Annotated in this window: 19 protein-coding genes; 12 read left to right on the top strand and 7 right to left on the bottom strand. The window is 53.4% G+C overall.

Going from position 1 to position 18332, the window contains the following annotated elements:
- Positions 1-14: 14 nt before the first annotated feature.
- Positions 15-401 (bottom strand): hypothetical protein, encoded by a 387-nt coding sequence (locus tag RHH53_RS11705; RefSeq protein ID WP_302678360.1) that lies wholly within the window; start codon positions 399-401, stop codon positions 15-17.
- A gap of 8 nt (positions 402-409) precedes the next feature.
- Entirely contained in the window at positions 410-2323 is a 1914-nt protein-coding gene (gene speA / locus RHH53_RS11710; RefSeq protein WP_302679169.1) for a biosynthetic arginine decarboxylase, read from the bottom strand.
- Positions 2324-2479: 156 nt separating this feature from the next.
- Here speA and accC point away from each other — a divergent pair, with 156 nt between their 5' ends.
- The 8 genes from accC (at position 2480) to RHH53_RS11750 (ending at position 8588) form a co-directional block, all read left to right on the top strand.
- Positions 2480-3841, top strand: coding sequence for an acetyl-CoA carboxylase biotin carboxylase subunit (accC, locus tag RHH53_RS11715; protein WP_206200298.1), 1362 nt, complete (start codon positions 2480-2482; stop codon positions 3839-3841).
- Complete coding sequence (gene murG, locus RHH53_RS11720) at positions 3841-4911, top strand: undecaprenyldiphospho-muramoylpentapeptide beta-N-acetylglucosaminyltransferase (RefSeq protein WP_302678361.1); 1071 nt, start codon at positions 3841-3843, stop codon at positions 4909-4911. Before accC ends, murG begins: the two co-directional genes overlap by 1 nt.
- A gap of 10 nt (positions 4912-4921) precedes the next feature.
- Positions 4922-5416 (top strand): low molecular weight protein-tyrosine-phosphatase, encoded by a 495-nt coding sequence (locus RHH53_RS11725; RefSeq protein WP_206200300.1) that lies wholly within the window; start codon positions 4922-4924, stop codon positions 5414-5416.
- Positions 5416-6441 carry a phosphoribosylformylglycinamidine cyclo-ligase gene (purM, locus tag RHH53_RS11730; protein ID WP_302678362.1) on the top strand — a complete coding sequence of 342 codons (1026 nt, stop codon included), beginning with the start codon at positions 5416-5418 and terminating at the stop codon, positions 6439-6441. Before RHH53_RS11725 ends, purM begins: the two co-directional genes overlap by 1 nt.
- Positions 6442-6520: 79 nt before the next feature.
- On the top strand, positions 6521-7201 hold the full coding sequence (locus RHH53_RS11735) for a Uma2 family endonuclease (RefSeq protein WP_310438559.1): 681 nt from the start codon (positions 6521-6523) through the stop codon (positions 7199-7201).
- 15 nt (positions 7202-7216) lie between these two features.
- Positions 7217-7879 carry a Uma2 family endonuclease gene (locus RHH53_RS11740; protein WP_310743824.1) on the top strand — a complete coding sequence of 221 codons (663 nt, stop codon included), beginning with the start codon at positions 7217-7219 and terminating at the stop codon, positions 7877-7879.
- A 3-nt stretch (positions 7880-7882) separates the two neighbouring features.
- Complete coding sequence (locus RHH53_RS11745) at positions 7883-8305, top strand: nucleotidyltransferase substrate binding protein (protein WP_310438561.1); 423 nt, start codon at positions 7883-7885, stop codon at positions 8303-8305.
- Positions 8286-8588: a type VII toxin-antitoxin system MntA family adenylyltransferase antitoxin gene (locus RHH53_RS11750; RefSeq protein WP_310438562.1), complete on the top strand. Its 303-nt coding sequence runs from the start codon at positions 8286-8288 to the stop codon at positions 8586-8588. Before RHH53_RS11745 ends, RHH53_RS11750 begins: the two co-directional genes overlap by 20 nt.
- A 155-nt stretch (positions 8589-8743) precedes the next feature.
- Here the strand turns inward: RHH53_RS11750 and RHH53_RS11755 are convergent, their stop codons facing one another.
- Positions 8744-9853: an AI-2E family transporter gene (locus RHH53_RS11755; RefSeq protein ID WP_310743825.1), complete on the bottom strand. Its 1110-nt coding sequence runs from the start codon at positions 9851-9853 to the stop codon at positions 8744-8746.
- 133 nt (positions 9854-9986) lie between these two features.
- On the opposite strand from RHH53_RS11755, the gene RHH53_RS11760 reads away from it, so the two are divergent.
- Positions 9987-10667 (top strand): NnrU family protein, encoded by a 681-nt coding sequence (locus RHH53_RS11760; protein ID WP_206201701.1) that lies wholly within the window; start codon positions 9987-9989, stop codon positions 10665-10667.
- Positions 10668-10744: 77 nt separating this feature from the next.
- A complete protein-coding gene (locus tag RHH53_RS11765) occupies positions 10745-12625 on the top strand; it encodes a chloride channel protein (RefSeq protein ID WP_310743826.1) in 1881 nt (626 codons plus the stop codon).
- Here the strand turns inward: RHH53_RS11765 and cobA are convergent.
- The 3 genes from cobA to RHH53_RS11780 form a co-directional block, all read right to left on the bottom strand.
- Complete coding sequence (gene cobA, locus RHH53_RS11770) at positions 12605-13366, bottom strand: uroporphyrinogen-III C-methyltransferase (RefSeq protein WP_302678367.1); 762 nt, start codon at positions 13364-13366, stop codon at positions 12605-12607. The genes RHH53_RS11765 and cobA overlap by 21 nt on opposite strands.
- A gap of 53 nt (positions 13367-13419) precedes the next feature.
- A complete protein-coding gene (locus RHH53_RS11775) occupies positions 13420-14061 on the bottom strand; it encodes an L-threonylcarbamoyladenylate synthase (protein ID WP_310438565.1) in 642 nt (213 codons plus the stop codon).
- Positions 14062-14164: 103 nt separating this feature from the next.
- A complete protein-coding gene (locus tag RHH53_RS11780) occupies positions 14165-14605 on the bottom strand; it encodes a DUF29 domain-containing protein (RefSeq protein WP_302677472.1) in 441 nt (146 codons plus the stop codon).
- Positions 14606-14744: 139 nt separating this feature from the next.
- Between RHH53_RS11780 and RHH53_RS11785 the strand changes: the two genes are divergently transcribed.
- Positions 14745-15149 carry a hypothetical protein gene (locus RHH53_RS11785; protein WP_149819669.1) on the top strand — a complete coding sequence of 135 codons (405 nt, stop codon included), beginning with the start codon at positions 14745-14747 and terminating at the stop codon, positions 15147-15149.
- A 296-nt stretch (positions 15150-15445) separates the two neighbouring features.
- Complete coding sequence (locus RHH53_RS11790; protein WP_302678368.1) at positions 15446-16696, top strand: hypothetical protein; 1251 nt, start codon at positions 15446-15448, stop codon at positions 16694-16696.
- 6 nt (positions 16697-16702) lie between these two features.
- On the opposite strand, the gene RHH53_RS11795 is transcribed toward RHH53_RS11790, so the two are convergent.
- The gene (locus RHH53_RS11795) at positions 16703-18106 is read right to left on the bottom strand and encodes a BCD family MFS transporter (protein WP_310743827.1); all 1404 of its coding nucleotides are present in this window, start codon (positions 18104-18106) and stop codon (positions 16703-16705) included.
- Positions 18107-18332: the final 226 nt, after the last annotated feature.

Here is an 18332-nt window from a genome sequence, read left to right on the forward strand (position 1 = left end):
ACGTTCTTCGACCCTCAGCTTGCTACCGTTTCACTCAGCACTGATTTCAACCGCCATAGGAGGAAAGTCTGCCCCAACTCTAGAGGCAGCGGTGTTACCCCCTCAATACAGGACTGTACCCAGCCCTCTCCCCACGACCATTCTTGCCAGCCCTCAATGGCCTGCCGCAGCACCAATACCAGTCGCTCTGCTGTGAGTAGTTCCACGCGATGTTCCAGTTTTAACCACAGGAATTCACTGGTGAAGGTATCCCCCACTTGCAGGCGATCGCCCGTCGTCTGAACCTGTAGGGGCCACAACCACTGCCGTAACTGTGCTGGCTGCGTCAAATACTCCCGCAGTTGGTCTGCGGTGGCCGGCACCTCAATGCGCAAATGGCTTGACTGAAATGTTCCCAGCATCGCTTTCCCTAAGAGGATAGATACGTATAGCTGCGCAAACTCCGCTCATAGTTTTCTAGCAGGTGCTGCGCTTCTGCCAATGTAATTTGCTGTTCTGCCAGCGCTGCCTCAGTGCGACGGCGAATTTTTTCTAACAGGGCATCTCCTTGGTACTGCACATAACCGAGGACTTCTTGCATTGTATCGCCCCGCACCAGGTGCTCAATTTCATAACCCTTGGGAGTTAGACGGATATGGACGGCATTCGTATCCCCAAAAAGATTGTGGAGATTGCCCATGATTTCCTGATAGGCACCGTTGAGAAAGAGACCAAGGTAGTAGGGTTCCCTTGGGCGAAAGGGATGCAGTTCCAAGACCGATTTCACATCCCGCAGGTCAATAAATTGGTCAATTTTGCCGTCGCTGTCGCAGGTCAGATCTGCAAGGATGCCCCGTTCTGTGGGTTCTTCATCGAGGCGGTGGATTGGCATGATTGGAAACAGTTGATCGATCGCCCAGCTATCAGGCACCGACTGAAACACCGACAGATTGATGTAGTAAATCGAAGCCATGATTTTCTCAAGATCTTCGAGATCGTCGGGCACATATTCCTGCTGGCGAGCAATGCCGAGGATTTTGGCACAACAGGCCCAAAAGAGACTTTCTGCCCGTGCCCGCTCTGGCAAACTCAAGTAGCCAAAGTTAAAGAGACTGATGGCCTCCCCCTTGAATTGCAGGGCGTCGTTGTAGGCCTCTTGGTAGTTGTTCTCATCAATCGTTTGGTAGGTGTCGTAGAGGTTGCGGATAATCAGGTGCTCGTCCTCCGTGGCCGGTTCGGGGGTAATTTTGGGCACTTCACTGACCCCCAAGACATTGAAAATCAATACCGATTGATGGGAGGCAATGGCGCGGCCACTCTCACTGATGAGAATGGGATCGGGAATGCCCCGCTGCCGACAGGCGTCCTTAATGCCGGCCACGACATCACTGGCGTAGTTTTGCATGCTGTAGTTTTTCGAGGCATGGAAATTGGTTTTGGAGCCGTCGTAGTCCACCCCCAAGCCGCCGCCCACATCGAGGTATTGCATATTGGCACCGAGGCGCACCAGCTCGCCATAAATTTGCCCCGCCTCACGAATCGCATCCTTAATGACGCTAATGGCAGAAATTTGCGAGCCAATGTGAAAGTGCAACAGTTGCAGGGAATTGAGCATTCCTGCTTCTCGCAGTTGTTCGACTGCCGTTAAAATCTCTGGCACCGTCAGACCAAACTTGGCGCGATCGCCCGCAGAAGTGCCCCAACGCCCTACCCCCTGGGTGCTCAGTTTTGCCCGTACCCCCACAATGGGTTCAATGCCCAAAGCCTGACTGACAGCAATCACTTCCGCGACTTCTTCGGGCTGCTCAAGGACAATGATCGGGGTGTGGCCAAGGCGACGGGCGAGAATCGCCGTTTCAATGTAGCTGCGATCTTTGTAGCCATTGCAAATCAGCAGTGCCCCCGGTGTATTGAGCATGGCCAAGGCAATCAGCAATTCCGGTTTTGATCCTGCCTCTAGGCCAAACTGATGGGACTGGCCAAAGCGCACGAGGGCTTCAATGATGTGGCGTTGTTGATTGCACTTAACGGGAAAGACCCCCTTGTAGGCTCCCTGATAGCCATAGCGAGCAATGGCGCGGGCAAAGCAGGCATTCAGTCGCTCAATGCGATCCTCAAGGATATCGGAAAACCGCAGTAGCAGGGGGAGGCCAATGTTGCGCTGTTGGAGCGCCTGCACCAATTCATAGAGATCCAATGACCCACCGCGATCGCCCTTGGGAGAGACGGTGACATGACCCGCAGCATTAATCCCAAAGTAGGGTTCGCCCCAGCCCTGAATGCGGTAGAGCTGCTCGCTGTCTTCGATTGTCCAATTGCTGGTTTTCGTAACGGTCAAGGCCATCGTGGGTGACACAGCAGCCATAGTGCGCTCCCAAATAAAACCCTGCTGATCCTAACTTGTTTTTGCCAGTGGCACCAATGCAATTGCCGTCGCCTTTTCGGAAGCGTTGAGCTGGCATGGTAGCATTAGGGATCGCTTCCCCTACCGTTGACCGCCATGGCCTTTACGAAAATTTTGATTGCCAATCGTGGCGAAATTGCACTGCGGATTCTGCGTACCTGTGAGGAATTGGGCATTGCAACGGTTGCCGTCTATTCCACCGTAGATCGCCATGCCCTGCATGTGCAATTGGCCGATGAGGCGGTGTGCATTGGCGAAGCCCCCAGTAGCCGCAGCTATCTCAATATTCCCAACATTATTGCTGCTGCCCTCACCCGCCATGTCTCGGCGATTCACCCAGGCTATGGCTTTTTGGCGGAAAATGCCCGCTTTGCCGAGATCTGCGCCGACCACAAAATTACCTTTATTGGGCCGAGTCCCGCTGCCATGCGTGCCATGGGGGATAAATCCACCGCCAAAGCGACGATGCAACAGGTGGGGGTGCCGACAATTCCCGGCAGTGATGGACTGGTGCAGGATGAGGAAACTGCTCGGGCGATCGCCCGCAAAATTGGCTATCCCCTGATGATTAAAGCCACGGCTGGGGGGGGTGGCCGGGGGATGCGCTTGGTGCGCTCTGCTGAAGATTTAGGACGAGCCCTCAGTGCCGCCCAAGGGGAAGCGGAAGCCGCCTTTGGCAATGCCGGCGTCTATCTGGAGCGATTTATTGAAAATCCCCGCCACATTGAGTTCCAGATTCTGGCGGATAGCTATGGCAATGTCATTCACCTTGGGGAGCGCGATTGCTCTGTACAGCGGCGTCATCAAAAGCTCCTTGAGGAAGCGCCTAGCCCTGCCCTCACCCCCGAACTGCGTGCCAAGATGGGGGCTGCCGCCGTGACTGCGGCTAAGGCGATTAACTATGTGGGCGCTGGCACCATTGAATTTCTCCTCGACGGCCAAGACAACTTTTACTTCATGGAAATGAATACTCGCATTCAGGTGGAGCACACCGTCACAGAAATGATTACGGGGCTGGATCTGATTGCGGAGCAAATTCGCATTGCCCAAGGGGAACCCCTCAGCTTGACCCAAGAACAGGTGCTGTTGCGGGGACATGCCATTGAATGCCGCATCAATGCCGAGGATCCGGAGCGCAATTTCCGTCCCCATCCCGGTCGTATTAGTGGTTACTTGCCCCCCGGTGGCCCTGGGGTGCGCATGGACTCCCATGTTTATACCGACTATGAAATCCCCCCCTACTATGATTCGCTGATCGGTAAATTGGTGGTGTGGGGGAGCGATCGCCCCGCTGCCATTGCCCGCATGAAGCGTGCCCTAAGAGAATGTGCGATTATGGGGGTGCCGACCACCATTCCCTTTCATCAGCAGGTGATGGACACGCCAGAGTTTCGCAGCGGTATTGTCTATACCAACTTTGTCGATAAGCTCATGACCACATTGGGCTGGAATGTTTAATGCTTGGGCCAAGGAAACTACTGATTGCAGCGAGTGGTACTGGCGGGCATCTCTTTCCCGCACTAGCAGTAGCAGAAGAGTTACCTGAATATAACATCCATTGGTTGGGGGTGCGCGATCGCCTTGAACAGAAATTAATTCCGCCCCATTACCCCCTGCATACGATCAACTTCGCTGGTGTCCAAGGCAAGACCCCTTGGGCAAGGCTGCGCCCCCTCTGGCAATTTTGGGGAGCTTTTTGGCAAACGCGCCAGTTGTTAAAACAGGGACACTTCCAAGGGGTGTTTACCACCGGTGGCTACATTGCAGCGCCAGCTATTTTAGCGGCTCGCAGTTTGGGGCGTGTCGCCCTGCTCCATGAATCCAACGCCCTACCAGGCAAAGTCACCCGCTGGCTGGCGCCTTGGTGTACGCTGGTTGCCTTGGGTACCCCCGCGAGTTTAGCCTACCTCAAATCCAAACGGCTGAACCTACGGGTCACGGGCACCCCGGTGCGTCCCGATATTCTCCATCCCGGCGACTTGGAGTTGCCGATTCCCAAGGAGGTACCCCTGATTCTAGTGATGGGGGGGAGTCAAGGGGCAGTGGCCATCAATCGCCTTGTACGGGAAACGGTTCACCGCTGGCTCGAGGCGGGGGCTTGGGTGGTGCATCTCACGGGCAACAATGATCCCGATGCCCAAAGTGTTCAGCATCCCCACTATCTCGTCTTTCCCTTCTTTGAACCCATGGGATCCCTGCTGCACCGCGCGGATATCGTCATTAGTCGAGCTGGCGCCAGTGCCTTGGCGGAACTAACCCTCACAGGAACCCCAGCGCTGTTGATTCCCTATCCCTATGCGGCTGAAGATCACCAAACGGTGAATGCTGAAGTGCTGGTGAGTGCCGGCGCTGCTGAAATGATCCCGCAGTCGGCATTGACGGGCGATCGCCTCGGGCAGATCATTTTAGAATGGCTAGGGCAGCCGCAAAAATTACAAGCCATGGCCGAGAATGCCCGCCAATTGGCCATGCCCAACAGCAGTCAGCAGGTCGCTGATCTCATCCGTACGTTGATTCCCGCCCCCTAGGAAATGTCCTATGCCCATCCGTCTTCTTTTTGTTTGTCTTGGTAATATCTGTCGCTCCCCTGCCGCCGAAGGGATCATGCAAGATCTGATCAAAAAGGCAGGTTTAGAGTATGAGATTCAGTGTGACTCTGCCGGCACCAGCAACTTTCACGTTGGCGATCCACCGGATGCCCGCATGGTAATGACGGCACGGCAACGGGGACTGCACTTGACCCATCGAGCACGCCAATTTCATGCCGCCGACTTTGAGGAATTTGATCTGATTTTGGCGATGGATCGGGAAAACTACTATGATATCTTGCGCCTTGACCCCGAAGGGAAATACCGCGATAAAGTGCGGTTAATGTGTGATTTTTGCCGTCACCACGACGCGAGGGAAGTGCCCGACCCCTACTACGGTGGCCGTCAGGGGTTTGAGAAGGTGTTGGATCTGCTCACCGATGCCTGTGAAGGCCTCCTAGAGTATCTCAAGGCTCACTACCCCCAACTACAGGAGCAGCATTGATGGACTACCGCAGTGCCGGTGTAGATGTGGCCGCTGGCCGTGCCTTTGTCGAGCAGATTCGCCCCTTGGTGCAACGCACCCAACGACCGGAAGTAGTGGGACGACTGGGAGGCTTTGCTGGGCTATGTCAAATTCCCAAGGGCTATCGTCAACCCCTTTTGGTGTCGGGAACTGATGGAGTGGGCACGAAGCTAAAACTGGCTCAAGCCCTCGATCGCCACGATACGGTTGGCATTGATCTGGTGGCCATGTGCGTCAATGATGTCCTCACCTGTGGTGCTGAGCCGCTCTTTTTCTTGGACTACATTGCCTGTGGTCGTCTGGCGCCAGAGATGATGACCGCTGTAGTGGCGGGTATTGCCCAAGGGTGTGAAGCGGCGGGTTGTGCCCTCTTGGGGGGGGAGACAGCGGAAATGCCGGGATTCTATGCCGAAGGGGTCTATGACCTTGCGGGGTTCTGTGTTGGTGTCGTTGAGCAGGATCAGGTGCTGGATGGCACCCAGGTGCAGGTGGGGGATGTGGTCTTGGGATTGGCCAGTTCTGGGCTGCACAGCAATGGCTTTAGTTTGGTGCGTAAAATTGTTAGCGATCGCCAGCTCAGTTGGCAGGATACCCCCCTTGGCTCCACCCCCCTTGGCGAGCTGTGCTTAGAACCGACGCGCCTCTATGTCCAACCCATTCGTGCTGCTTTGGCGCAAGGGATTCCCATCCACGGCATGGCTCACATCACCGGCGGTGGTCTGCCGGAAAATTTGCCCCGCTGCTTGGGTCAAGGGCAATCCGCACAACTGGATCCTCAGGCTTGGCCAATTCCGCCACTCTTCCACTGGCTAGGGGAAATGGGAGGGGTCAGTTTGGGCGAACTTTTCAACACTTTCAATATGGGGATTGGGTACACCGTGGTTTTACCGCCGTCAGCGGTTGCAGCGGCGCAGGCCTGCTTTGCCGAGTGGGGGGTTGAGAGTTGGCCAATTGGCACCGTTGTTGCGGGCACCAGTGAGGTACTGGGATTACCTCCTGCTTAGTTGATGCGCATGTACCATTCACCATTTCGCTGACGCCTAGAATAAAGGTGCTGGCTGCTATCACGGACGGTTGCGAAAAATGACGGCTCCTCTCCTCACCCTTGAAAGTGGCGATCGCCTGACCCGCGAGGAATTTGAATACCGCTATGAGCACTCTCCCCACATTAAGAAGGCTGAACTGATTAACGGAGTGGTGTTTGTGGCCTCACCAATTCGGGTTAGAAACCACGCTCAACCCCATAGCAACATCCTTGGCTGGCTCTTTCACTACAGCATTGAATTTAGCGGCTTCATGGTTTGCGATAACGCCACAGTCCGGCTTGATAACCAAAATGAAGTCCAACCCGATGTGCTATTGCGCCTTGAGGCATCGGCGGGAGGTCAGTCGCGCATTAGTGCTGATGACTACATCGAAGGGGCACCGGAGTTAGTGATTGAAATTGCCTCTAGCAGTGCCGCCTACGATCTCCACGACAAAAAAGACCTCTATTGCCGTTTTGGCGTCAAGGAATATCTGGTGTGGGTGGTCTCAGAACAGGCCTTCTACTGGTATCACCGCGAGCAGGGGAGCTACGTTCAGCAACAGCCCGATCGCGAAGGAGTGCTTCGCAGTCAAGAGTTTACCGGTCTCTGGTTGAATTTGCCTGCCCTTTTACAAGGGGATATGAAAAAGGTGATGCTCACATTGCAACAGGGGCTAGCTTCCCCTGAATGCCAACGGTTTGCTGAAGCCTTAAAGCGGCAATCACAATCAATCTAGCGTTGAGGCTACGGAATGACTCAATTAGTTAATAGCATCCCCCTTGAAAGTGGCGATCGCCTGACCCGCGAGGAATTTGAATACCGCTATGAGCACTCTCCCCACATCAAAAAAGCGGAACTCATCAATGGAGTCGTGTTTGTGGCCTCCCCAATTAGAGTAAGAAAGCACGCTCAACCTCACGGACACATGGTTGTGTGGCTGGGTACCTATGCGACACTGATGCCCAGTTTGATGGTGTGTGACAATGCTACTGTACGGCTGGATGACAGCAATGAAGTGCAACCTGATGTGCTATTGCGCCTCGAAGAATCGGCGGGGGGACAATCACGCATTAGTGCCGATGACTACATCGAAGGGGCACCGGAGTTAGTGATTGAAATTGCCTCTAGCAGTGCCGCCTACGATCTCCACGACAAGAAAGACCTCTATTGCCGTTTTGGCGTCAAGGAATATCTGGTGTGGGTGGTCTCAGAACAGGCCTTCTACTGGTACTACCTAGAGCAGGGGAGCTATGTTCAACAACAGCCCGATCGCGAGGGAGTGCTGCGTAGTCAGGAATTTGCCGGCCTCTGGCTGAACTTGCCGGCCCTTTTACAAGGGGATATGAAAAAGGTGATGCTCACATTGCAACAGGGGTTGTCAACAAGAAGTGATCACCCCCTCAGTGAAGGATAGATCATGGAACGCTGGCAGTGGCGACTCAAGAGTTATAAAAAAGCGTTTCAGAGGCTTCAGGAAGGGGTGGAACTGTGCCGTACTCGCCCCTTGAGCAATATAGAAAAGCAGGGAGTGATTCAAGGATTTGAGTACACGTTTGAACTGGCGTGGAACCTGCTCAGGGACTATCTGCTTTATCAAGGAATTCTTGAGATTCGTGGTTCACGGGATGCCATTCGTGGGGCGGTTAAATACGGGTTAATTGATCAGGGAGAGCGATGGCTAGACATGCTGGAAACGAGAAACTTGACCAGCCACACCTATGAGGAGGACTTGGCAGAACTTGTTTTGAGCAGAATCACGACGGAGTTTTATCCGCATTTTGCGGAACTGCTGCGGATTTTTCAGGAGTTAGAAGTTGAGGATGCAGGAGCAAACCCTTGAAATAATTCTGGCCGTGATTCGCCGCTATCCAACGGTAAGAAAAGTTGTGCTCTTTGGGTCGCGGGCAAGGGGGGATGCACAGCGGGGGTCTGATATTGATCTGGCGATCGCTGCCCCTGACATGGACTTTGACGAATATCTACGCCTGCGGCGTGAACTGGCCGAGCTAAACATTCCCTATATGGTGGACTTACTCAAGCTGGAGTACATTTCTGACCAAGCGCTACAGGAAAACATCCGTAACGAAGGGCAAATTTTGTATGGCCATTTTGAAAGAGAGTGACATATTACAAAGAGCGATATAGCTATTCCAACAAAGAATGAGATATTATCCAGCACAATAACTGTGAATGCGTCAGGACACCTTTGTGAAGGTCAGCGTCAAGGCAAAACGTTTGAGAGCAGGATGGGACGATGACTATCTCGCTCATCTCCTTGCTACTGCCTGAGTATGCGTTTGCCCTGCGAGGATTTCGGATCAGCCTCACTGCTTGCCTGTAAGGCTTTGAGATCTAGCAAACTGACGATCGTCCCCGTCATCGGAATGGCAAGGAAAATACCGACAATTCCTGCGACTGTTGCCCCTACTAGGAGGGAAAAAAATAAAACCACTGGATTCAGGTTGACGGTGTTGCGCATGACACGGGGCATGAGAATATTTTCTTCCACCTGTTGCAGCAGAATACAGCTAATCAGCACTTGTACACTCAGGGCAATACTCTTGGGCAGCAGGATCAAGCAGATGAGGGAAATGCCCATCGTTGAGCCAATCCCTGGAATGAGATCCAAGCCACCGGCGATCGCCCCAAGGGCAAGGGCATAGGGGGCACGTAACACCAGCAAGACAAGGAATGTGGCGGTACCAAAGAAGAGAGAGAGAAGCAAACGGCCACTAAAGAAGCCCAAAAAGTTCCGCTCTAAGGCTTGGGGCACGCGATCGCGCCACGGATCAGGCAAAAAACTCAGTAGGTACTGCCATAGCCGCTCCCCCTCCAGCAGCATAAAGAAGGTAATCACAGCCAGAATAATGCCGCTGAGCAACAGCGCAAAGACAGACTGCAACTTGCCAAAACCAAACTGCAGACCCGCAAGGGCAAAGTTGCGTAATTCTGACTCCAGTTGCTGGAAATTGATGTCTAGATTCCATCGCGCCAGAAACTGCTGCATCCTCTCAAGGGAGTCAATCCACAGATCAATTTGGCTGGGCAAATTGGTGATCAAGTCCTGCAACTGGCCAATGATCGCCAACCCAAGGGTAATCCCCAAGCCGATTAGAATTGCCAATGTCCCGAGAAACACAATGGTAACCGCCAAACCATGGGGCAAGTAACGCTTGAGCCAGCCCACGGGATAGTTGAGTAAAAACGCCAGAATGGCTGCAAAAAGAAACATCAGTAAGACGTAGGCAAAGTAGTGCAAAAGTTGCACGCCAATCCAGCCAAGAGCAAAGAGCAGCAGCAGGCGCAGTAGACGGTGGTTTTCGAGGCGATCGAGCCAATTGAACATAGATTGATGTCGGATGCCCTCAACGCCTTGACTATAGCTCATAGGCTGCGTTTTGCGGCTCAGTTACATTACTTTACAAAGCGTCTGACCCTTTGGGATCATGGGATGGGGTTTTAATCGTACGGAGTAGATCGGCGTGGATCAGCACAGTTGGCAAACCAGTTCGCAGTGGATCATGGTGGGGTTATTGCTCTTGTTTGCGATCGCCCACAGTGGATTGGCAAGCTTACGTCCTTGGGCAGAAAAGCGCGTCGGTGCCCGCCTTTATCGCATTTTTTTTGCCTTAGTGAGTCTACCCTTAGCGACAATCTTGATTCTCTACTTTTTGGCCCATCGCTACGATGGCGTGCAACTGTGGCAACTCCAAGGGGTACCGGGGATGGGGGCGCTCGTGTGGGGGCTATCGGCGATCTCGTTTCTCTTTCTTTATCCGGCCACATTTAACTTGCTAGAGATTGCCGCTGTACAAAAGCCAGAAGTGCACCTCTACGAAACGGGCATTATTCGCATTACCCGCCACCCGCAGTTATGGGGACAGGTGATCTGGTGTGTGGCGCATACGCTGTGGTTGGGCACGTCCTTTACACTGCTGACCTCCCTTGGGCTGATTGCCCATCACTGCTTTGGAGTTTGGCATGGCGATCGCCGCTGGTACGCACGGCATGGAGAAGCGTTTACTGCCCTGAAAGCCCGCACCTCAATCATTCCCTTCAAAGCCATTTGGCAGGGCAAGCAACAACTGGTGTGGCAAGAATTTTTGCGCCCCGCCTATGGGGGAGTAGCCATCTTTGTCGCCTTGCTGTGGTGGCTGCATCCCTACTTTTACCGTGTGACACCGCAACTCTTGCCCTTTTAGCGTCTCCCCTGGAAATTGCGCATAATTGCGCATAATTAAGTTAGAGCTATCCCGTTTCAGGCAAATTTTTTCCACCAGTGTCCTCCCTCTCCCCCCTTTTTGCTGCTGAATCTCGCCTCACTCGTCTTTTCAATCAATTGCAACCGCCCCCGGAAACCGTCGTACTGGTCTTGGCAGTACTCATTGGCGGCAGTGCCGGGCTAAGTGTGCTGCTGTTTCGTTACCTGATTGAGACAATTCATCACATGGCCCTTGAAGACTTGATGGGGCTTATTGGTCGATGGGGCGCTTGGACACTGGCCTGTGTTCCGGCCTTGGGGGGCTTGCTGGTGGGGATCATCCGCTGGTTTGTCCAAGAGTTTAGTCCCAACCTGATGTCATTGATGGGTGCTGTAGAAGCAGGCAAGGAAATTCCCTTCATTCGCCCCATTGCCAAAACCCTTGCGGCGGCGATTTCCCTTGGTACAGGTGCGTCCCTTGGTCCAGAAGGCCCCAGTGTGGAAGTGGGTGCCAACATCGGCATTCTCTTGGGTCAAGCGCTGAAGGTTTCCCGAGAACGGCAAAAGTTGCTCCTCGGTGCAGGGGCGGCGGCAGGGTTGGCAGCAGGCTTCAATGCCCCGATCGCTGGCGTGTTCTTTGCCCTAGAGGTGGTATTGGGCACCACGTTTGAAACAACGGCTGTGAGTGTGGTGCTTTTGGCTGCTGTGATTTCTGCCCTGATTACCCAAATTGGCTTGGGGGCACAACCCGCCTTTGATTTGCCCACCTATGAGGTGCGCAGTTCCCTTGAGTTGCCCTTGTATTTGGGCTTAGGACTGTTGGCCTACGGCGTTGCCATTGTCTATACCCAGTTACTTCAGTGGCTCCCCCAAGTCTTTCAGGGGAAAATTCCACCCATGCAGTTTTTAGGTCGTATTCCCCTAGCGCTGCGTCCCCTAGTGGGTGGCCTCTGCGTTGGCCTTGTTGCTCTGTATCTACCGCAAGTGCTGGGCATTGGCTATGAAACGGTGGAAGCAATTCTCAGGGATGTGAATTTTTCCCTCGGCTTGCTGTTGATCTTGCTACTGACCAAGATGGTCTTAACAGCAGTGAGTTTAGGCAGTGGTCTAGTGGGGGGCATCTTTGCACCGGCGCTCTTTTTGGGCGCGTCCCTTGGTGCTGCTTATGGTAAAGTGTTGCCCATCCTGCTACCCATGTTTGCCAACAGTATTGCTGCTCCTGCCGCCTACGCAACGGTGGGAATGGCCGCCGTCCTTGCCGCTAGCGTCAATGCCCCCTTAACCGCTATTTTGCTACTCTTTGAAATGACGCGGGACTATCGCATTATTTTGCCTCTGATGGCAGCGGTGGGCTTGAGTGTCTGGCTAGTGAATAGTTTGAGTGTTCAAAAACGGGGCGAACTGCCCGCATTGGCACCCAGCGCTCAGACCCAGAAGGAGGAGCAGGAGGAAAGTCCCCCCAATCTTTCTGTGGCGGAAGCCATGCAATCGGAGGTGCTGTTTCTGAACGAAGCAATGCCTGTGGTTGAAGCTGGCTTGCAACTGATTGAAAAAAAAGCCTACTGCGCCTTTGTGACCGATAGTCAGCAGGACTTGATGGGGTTGGTCACCCTTGGGGATATTAATCGGGTGCTGACCCGTTGGGAAGCGGATCAGGAAACAACCGCCTATCAAACGCAAATGGTGGGGAGTGTCTGTACGCGAGACTTGTTACTGGCCTATGGGGATGAACCCCTGAAGGACGCCCTCGATCGCATGGCAGCGCGGGATTTAAGGCAGTTGCCCGTGGTCGATCGCCAGAACCCGCAACGGGTGTTAGGCCTACTCACCAGAGAGAATATCCGCCTTGCCTATTCTCTGGATCAAACGCGACGTAAGCTTTTGCCCTATTTGGAGCGGGCAATGCTGTCGGTGTCCCTAGAACCTGTTTCTTCAGACCTAGTGGAGACTTCCGATTAACTGGGAGCGCAGGTGAATGACCTCGCCAATGACAATCAAGGCAGGCGTTTGAATCTGTGCCTCGTCATAGGTGGCGATCGCTCGCTCTAGGGTTGTCACCACCACCCGTTGTTGCGGTGTTGTCCCTGATTCAATAAAGGCCAAGGGCGTCTGGGGCGATCGCCCCCCTGCCAGGAGTTGCGGCACAATTTCCCGCAGATGATGGAGTCCCATGTAAATCACAATCGTATCCACCGCCGTAGCCAGAGCCGACCAATTTACACGCGGTTGATAGCGACCAGCAGCCTCATGGCCCGTGACAAAAACCACCGAAGAACTAAAATCCCGATGGGTGAGGGGAATGTGCGCATAGGCAGGTGCAGCCACCCCACTGGTGACCCCCGGCACCACTTCGACAGTAATGCCAGCCTCGACAAGGGCAAGACACTCTTCACCCCCTCGGCCAAAGACAAAGGGATCACCCCCCTTGAGGCGCACAATCACCGCATGGCGCTGAGCCAAGTCAATCAACAGGCGACAAATCTCTGCTTGGGAGAGGGTATGGTTGCCCCGCCGCTTGCCCACATGAATTTTTTCCGCTTCGGGGTTGATCAAGTTAAGAATTTCGGGGCTAATCAGCGCATCGTAGAGCACCACATCCGCCCACTCCAGTAGCGTCTTGGCACGCACCGTCAGTAGCCCCACATCGCCGGGGCCTGCGCCCACTAAATATACTTTGCCAATTAATTGCGATGAACTCATTCTTGAATCAAACCTTGTATAACGGTTTCTATCTGCTGAAAAGCTGGAGTGGCTCACTCAACAGTCACCAGTTCTGCTGGTAGCGCTTCCCACGCTTGTCCCTTGCGTACCAGTAGCGGCGGCTCCACAGTGAGATCAAGGATACTCGACATTTGCTGTCCGGGGGGTTCGCCGGTATCAATCATTAAATCCACCCGTTTGTCAAAGGCATCGAAGAGATCTGCGGTATTCACGTAATACGTCTCGTCGTCGGGCAGTCGTGCTGAGGTGGAAATAATCGGATTCCCCAAGGCGGTCAATAGCGCTTGGCTCACAACGTGGTCAGGTACGCGAATCCCTGTGGTTTTGCGTTTGGGATTTTGGACAAGGCGGGGCACCAGTTTGGTAGCGGGGAGCAAAAAGGTGTAGGGGCCTGGGATCAGGCGACGCATGAGGCGATAAGCAGCATCGCTGACATAGGCATACTGGGCAATGTTGGAGAGGGAAGAGCACAAAAAAGTGACGGGTTTATCGTTGGAGAGTTGCTTGAGTTGGCGTACCCGTTGCACCGCTCCTTTGTGGTTCATGTCGCAGCCAATGGCATAGACGGTATCCGTGGGGTAGAGCATGACTGCCCCTTCCTTGAGAGCCTCAACAATTTGGGCGATCGTGCGGGGCTGGGGGTTAACCGGATGAAGCTCAAAAATCGCTGCCATTCAAAGATCCGCAAGGGCACTGCCGCTATAACGTAGTTTTAGTTTAACGGCAATAGCACGGGCGAATGCACCTCATCTAATGCACCTCATCTAGTGTTTTGAGCTAAGTGTCCGTTTCGGGGAGCCAACTCTGGGTCAAAACCCTCTCTAGGGGATAAGGGCAGGTTTCAGGAAAGGTGCTCAGCGGTAAACCCGTTTGCTCTGCTGCTTGGCGGCGAGCGCGTTCATAGCTTATGGCAAGTTGGCTGGCCGGATAATCCCGCAAGCTCGGACTATCAGCTATGGTCAGCTCAATTTGAGTGCGGGCATCCGTGATCGAATCCAACCAACTATCGGATCGGCGCTGGGGTTGATATTGCCACTTTAAGAGGTGTAGCAGCAGACGAGTTAACTGGCTATTGATGGCGCGCCGTTCACTTTTGCCCAAGTCCTCTACCTCAGCAATGAGATGGGGCAGATCCAACTCTTGCCATCGTCCTTCTCGCAACAATGCCACTGTTTCTGCAATCCACGCACTGTAATCTTGGTCGTACTGCTGCTTCATTGTTCCTAGATAAGGCGTGCCAGCATGATTCTTAGATGCAATTTTCAGAATAGCGGAACTACAAGACGGTACTCGCGGTCTTTAGCTCTAGCACTATGTGGAGTACAGTACACTAGATTCGGTTAGTGGATGGTTCTCAATGAAAAACTCCTTGCGCTATCTCCTGTTTGGCTTGGGTGTGGGGCTGGCGATCGCCCTTGTGCCCCGTTTACCTGTTTTGCACTCTCCCGATATGGTCATGGCGCAGGGAACCAGTCAGACCATTTCCCCCCAAGGGCTGGCGAACCACCTCAAGAAAATCAATGCCAAGATGTACGGTGCCTACTGGTGTCCCGCTTGCATGAAGCAAAAAGAACTCTTTGGCAGCGCTTTCAAAAGTATCAACTATATTGAGTGCGATGCCCGCGGTACCAATGGCCAGCCAGAACTGTGCAAGCAGGCCAATATCCGTGCCTACCCCACATGGGAAATCAACGGTAAACGCTATGAGGGGGTCTATCCCCTAGAGGGTCTAGCTCAGCTTTCGGGGTATCAGGGGCGCTAATGCTCGCGAAGCCTAAAAACTCTTTATGAGGAGAGAACTTGGCACCAATTTTTATCGTCGGTTGTCAATTGATTGTCTTGTTGTTTATCATCAAAAAGTAGTAGGGCGTTTGCGCTAGTCAGCGATCAAAGGTACTTAAGTCATTCTTGTGATTAGGATCACGGGAAAAACGTGCTTTCGATCACCAGTTAACGATATGTTGCCTTCTATGATGCAGGTATGTTAGACCCTCTCAATTGTGCCCCTGAATTCCAGCACGGTCGGTAGCGGCGTGGCTTAGGAGCGCATTATCCCCTATGAATACTTGGATAAAGACAAACGACTACCAACTGATTTATGAACACTTGCTGGAATGCGTGCAGCACGAGAGTCCACAGCAAGTCATTGAGCGGTTTCGTGCCCTTTTTCTCATGGGCTATACCTATCCCGATCGCCAGATTCAAGAGGTGATGGATCGGATTGTGACGGGGGCACGGGTGGCAGATAATTTTCGTCCCTTTATGAACCGCTGCTGCCACATTTTGATTAACCGCTGGCAGTCGCGTCCTTTGCTCCAAGGGGCAGTTCCCGAATTTCTGGCTATGCTGCAAACGCCTGTGGCGATGCCAGCGGGGGGTCTGAGCCGGGCACCGATTGTGCGTAAGCTGCGGCTGCTCCTCAAGGATTATTTAGAGAGTGAAGCCTTTCAGAAGCTCCAGCGCATGGTGCAATTTCTGCAAGAAGATGCCCAAGACGTTTCACAGATTCAGCAAAATAGCGATCGCCCCCTTGCTACCTTAATTCGCCGCTATCCCTATCTCTATAACCACTGCTTGGTGGGCGATGACACGACACCCGAAGACCTGCGCTACATTCAAGACTTTCAGCAAAAGGCCACTCAGCAGTTTGAAATGAACCTGAGTCAATACCTCACGAGTGAGTTTCGCCGTGCTCAGGGGCATAACAATATCCCACTGGTGAAAAATCCTACGTTGCTCTCTGCTGAGGAAGTCAGAACCTCGATTCAACATTTTGTCGGTAAGGTGGATGGCCGCCACACCTATCGCGACTTGGCCAGTCAATTTGGACAGCGGCTGCAACGCCTGAAATCCACCCGCGACTTTCGGGATGCCTTCTTCCACTACTTGACGGACACCACAGCGGATGTGGGGCGGGGTCGCTTTCGCCAGCGCTTTTACCAGTATTTGGAAACGCTGCCCCTCTTTCAGCAGCCACAACCTCTGAATGAATTTACGATTGTGCGCACCTGTAGCCAGACCCTCAACTACTTAGTGGTGGATAGCGCCCAAAATCCTAACCATCTGGTTTTTGTTGACTTGCTCAATACCATCGGCACGGCGGCAACGATTGGCTTATTGCTCAAGGTTGTGCTCCTCAGCAAGAAAGTAAAACCCTACCTTGAAAAACGCTTTGCGATCCTGTTTAACCACTATCAGTCCTTTAGTCGCGGCAAGGTACGCTGGCTGGTGAATTGCCTAGAGCATTTTAATATCGCCCATGTCACCCACTTTGGTAAGTTGGATTTTTCCTTCTTTGCCCGCTGGTAGGTGACTCTATTCCAAGTCCTCAGCCAAGACCTTGGCGATCGCCACCTGAGATTGTTGGCGAAATTGACTGACATCCACTCGTTTCAGAAGCAAGACAGCGGCCAGCATTCCCAGCATCGGCAGACAAAAGACAAATCCATAGGCGAGGATCGGCACGCCAAACAGTTGACGCCCAATATCAAGGGCCGTTCCGCCGACAACAGTCGCTGATCCCCGGGCAATGGCCTGCGCTAAGCCCCAAGCGCCAATAAATGTCCCCGCTGTTTCCGCCGCCGTTAAGTCCAGCATGAGACTGAGGGCACCCGTTGTTGTCACCCCAGCGGCAATGCCAAAGAGAAAGAGTTGCAACTGAAAGAGCCACACCTGCTGCGTGACGCCTGAGATGATCAAGAGCAAGAACATCAAGGCCACCCCCCAACAGCCATAGGTGGTGGTGCGGATCTTGCCGAGGCGGGGCACAATCAAAAATCCGGTGAAACTTAGACCCACAAGGGTACCCATGCCCCAGTAGGCATTCAAGCGGGTGGTTTCGGCGATCGTCATGCCAAAAACTTCACCGCCAAAGGGTTCCAGAATCGGTTCCTGAATAAATAAACTCAGGGTCATCAGGACAAGGAAGAGAAAAAAGCGCCACGTTTGGGAGTTGGCCGTGAGAATTTTCAGGGCGCGACCAAGGGTAATGTTTTCCGGATTGTCACAGGCACGGCTGCGCACATGGTAGCGGGAATACTTGGCCTCAACTCCCCAGGTGCTGGCGATCGCGAGGGCAAAGACCACCGTCAAAACCACCAAAAAGAGGCGATTAACACTTTGTTGTAGCAGTTCAATGGGGGGGTCTAGCTCCAACTGACGCAGCAGCACACTACTGAGAATGGCACCCGCCACAATGCCCACGGTCAACATGGACCAGACAATGCCCACCAATTTGCCCCGATCTTCCTCTTCGGAGACATCCACGAGCAGGGCAGCAAAGGGGGTCGAGCTACTACTGACACAAATGCCATAGGCGGCAAAGAGCAATCCCAATAGGCCAATCCACCCTTGGGTGACGAGACTCCAGCCCGCTTGATCTAAACTCTGCCCCACCTGCCAGATCACTTGAACAATCGCGTAGGTGACCAACGTAAAGGCCAAAGCCCCACCCCAGACATACCCCGTGCGATGATAGCCGCCAATGGGATGGGCATCGGAGAGCTGACCAAACCACACGCGCACCGGTGAGACAAATTGATGCATGGCGATCGTCAGCGTCACCAATGTGGCCGGCACCGCCAGTTCTTTAATCAGGATGCGGTTGAGCACCCCCAACACCAGAATCGACATCATCCCCAGTGCCATCTGAAACAGACCCAAGCGAAACATGACCCACAGGGGCAGCGGCGGGGGTGCAGCGGCAGAACGAGTGGCCATACCTCACTCAACTCACATCACTGATAGAAGATGATAAATGATTTTCAGGGCAAATTTAGATTGCCATCAAGAAGGAAATCGTCAATGATACAACTAGGGCAATCAGTGTCAAAAAGAGCGATCGCTTCAAAGATTCCGTATAAGCAGACATGGGTGGCATCACCTCATCAGTAGGATGTTTTGGGCTGTGTCCAATCGATGGGAAAAGGACTGTATTGTGTTAAGT

This window comes from Thermosynechococcus sp. PKX82 (assembly GCF_031583255.1).
In the GTDB taxonomy this organism is placed as follows: domain Bacteria; phylum Cyanobacteriota; class Cyanobacteriia; order Thermosynechococcales; family Thermosynechococcaceae; genus Thermosynechococcus.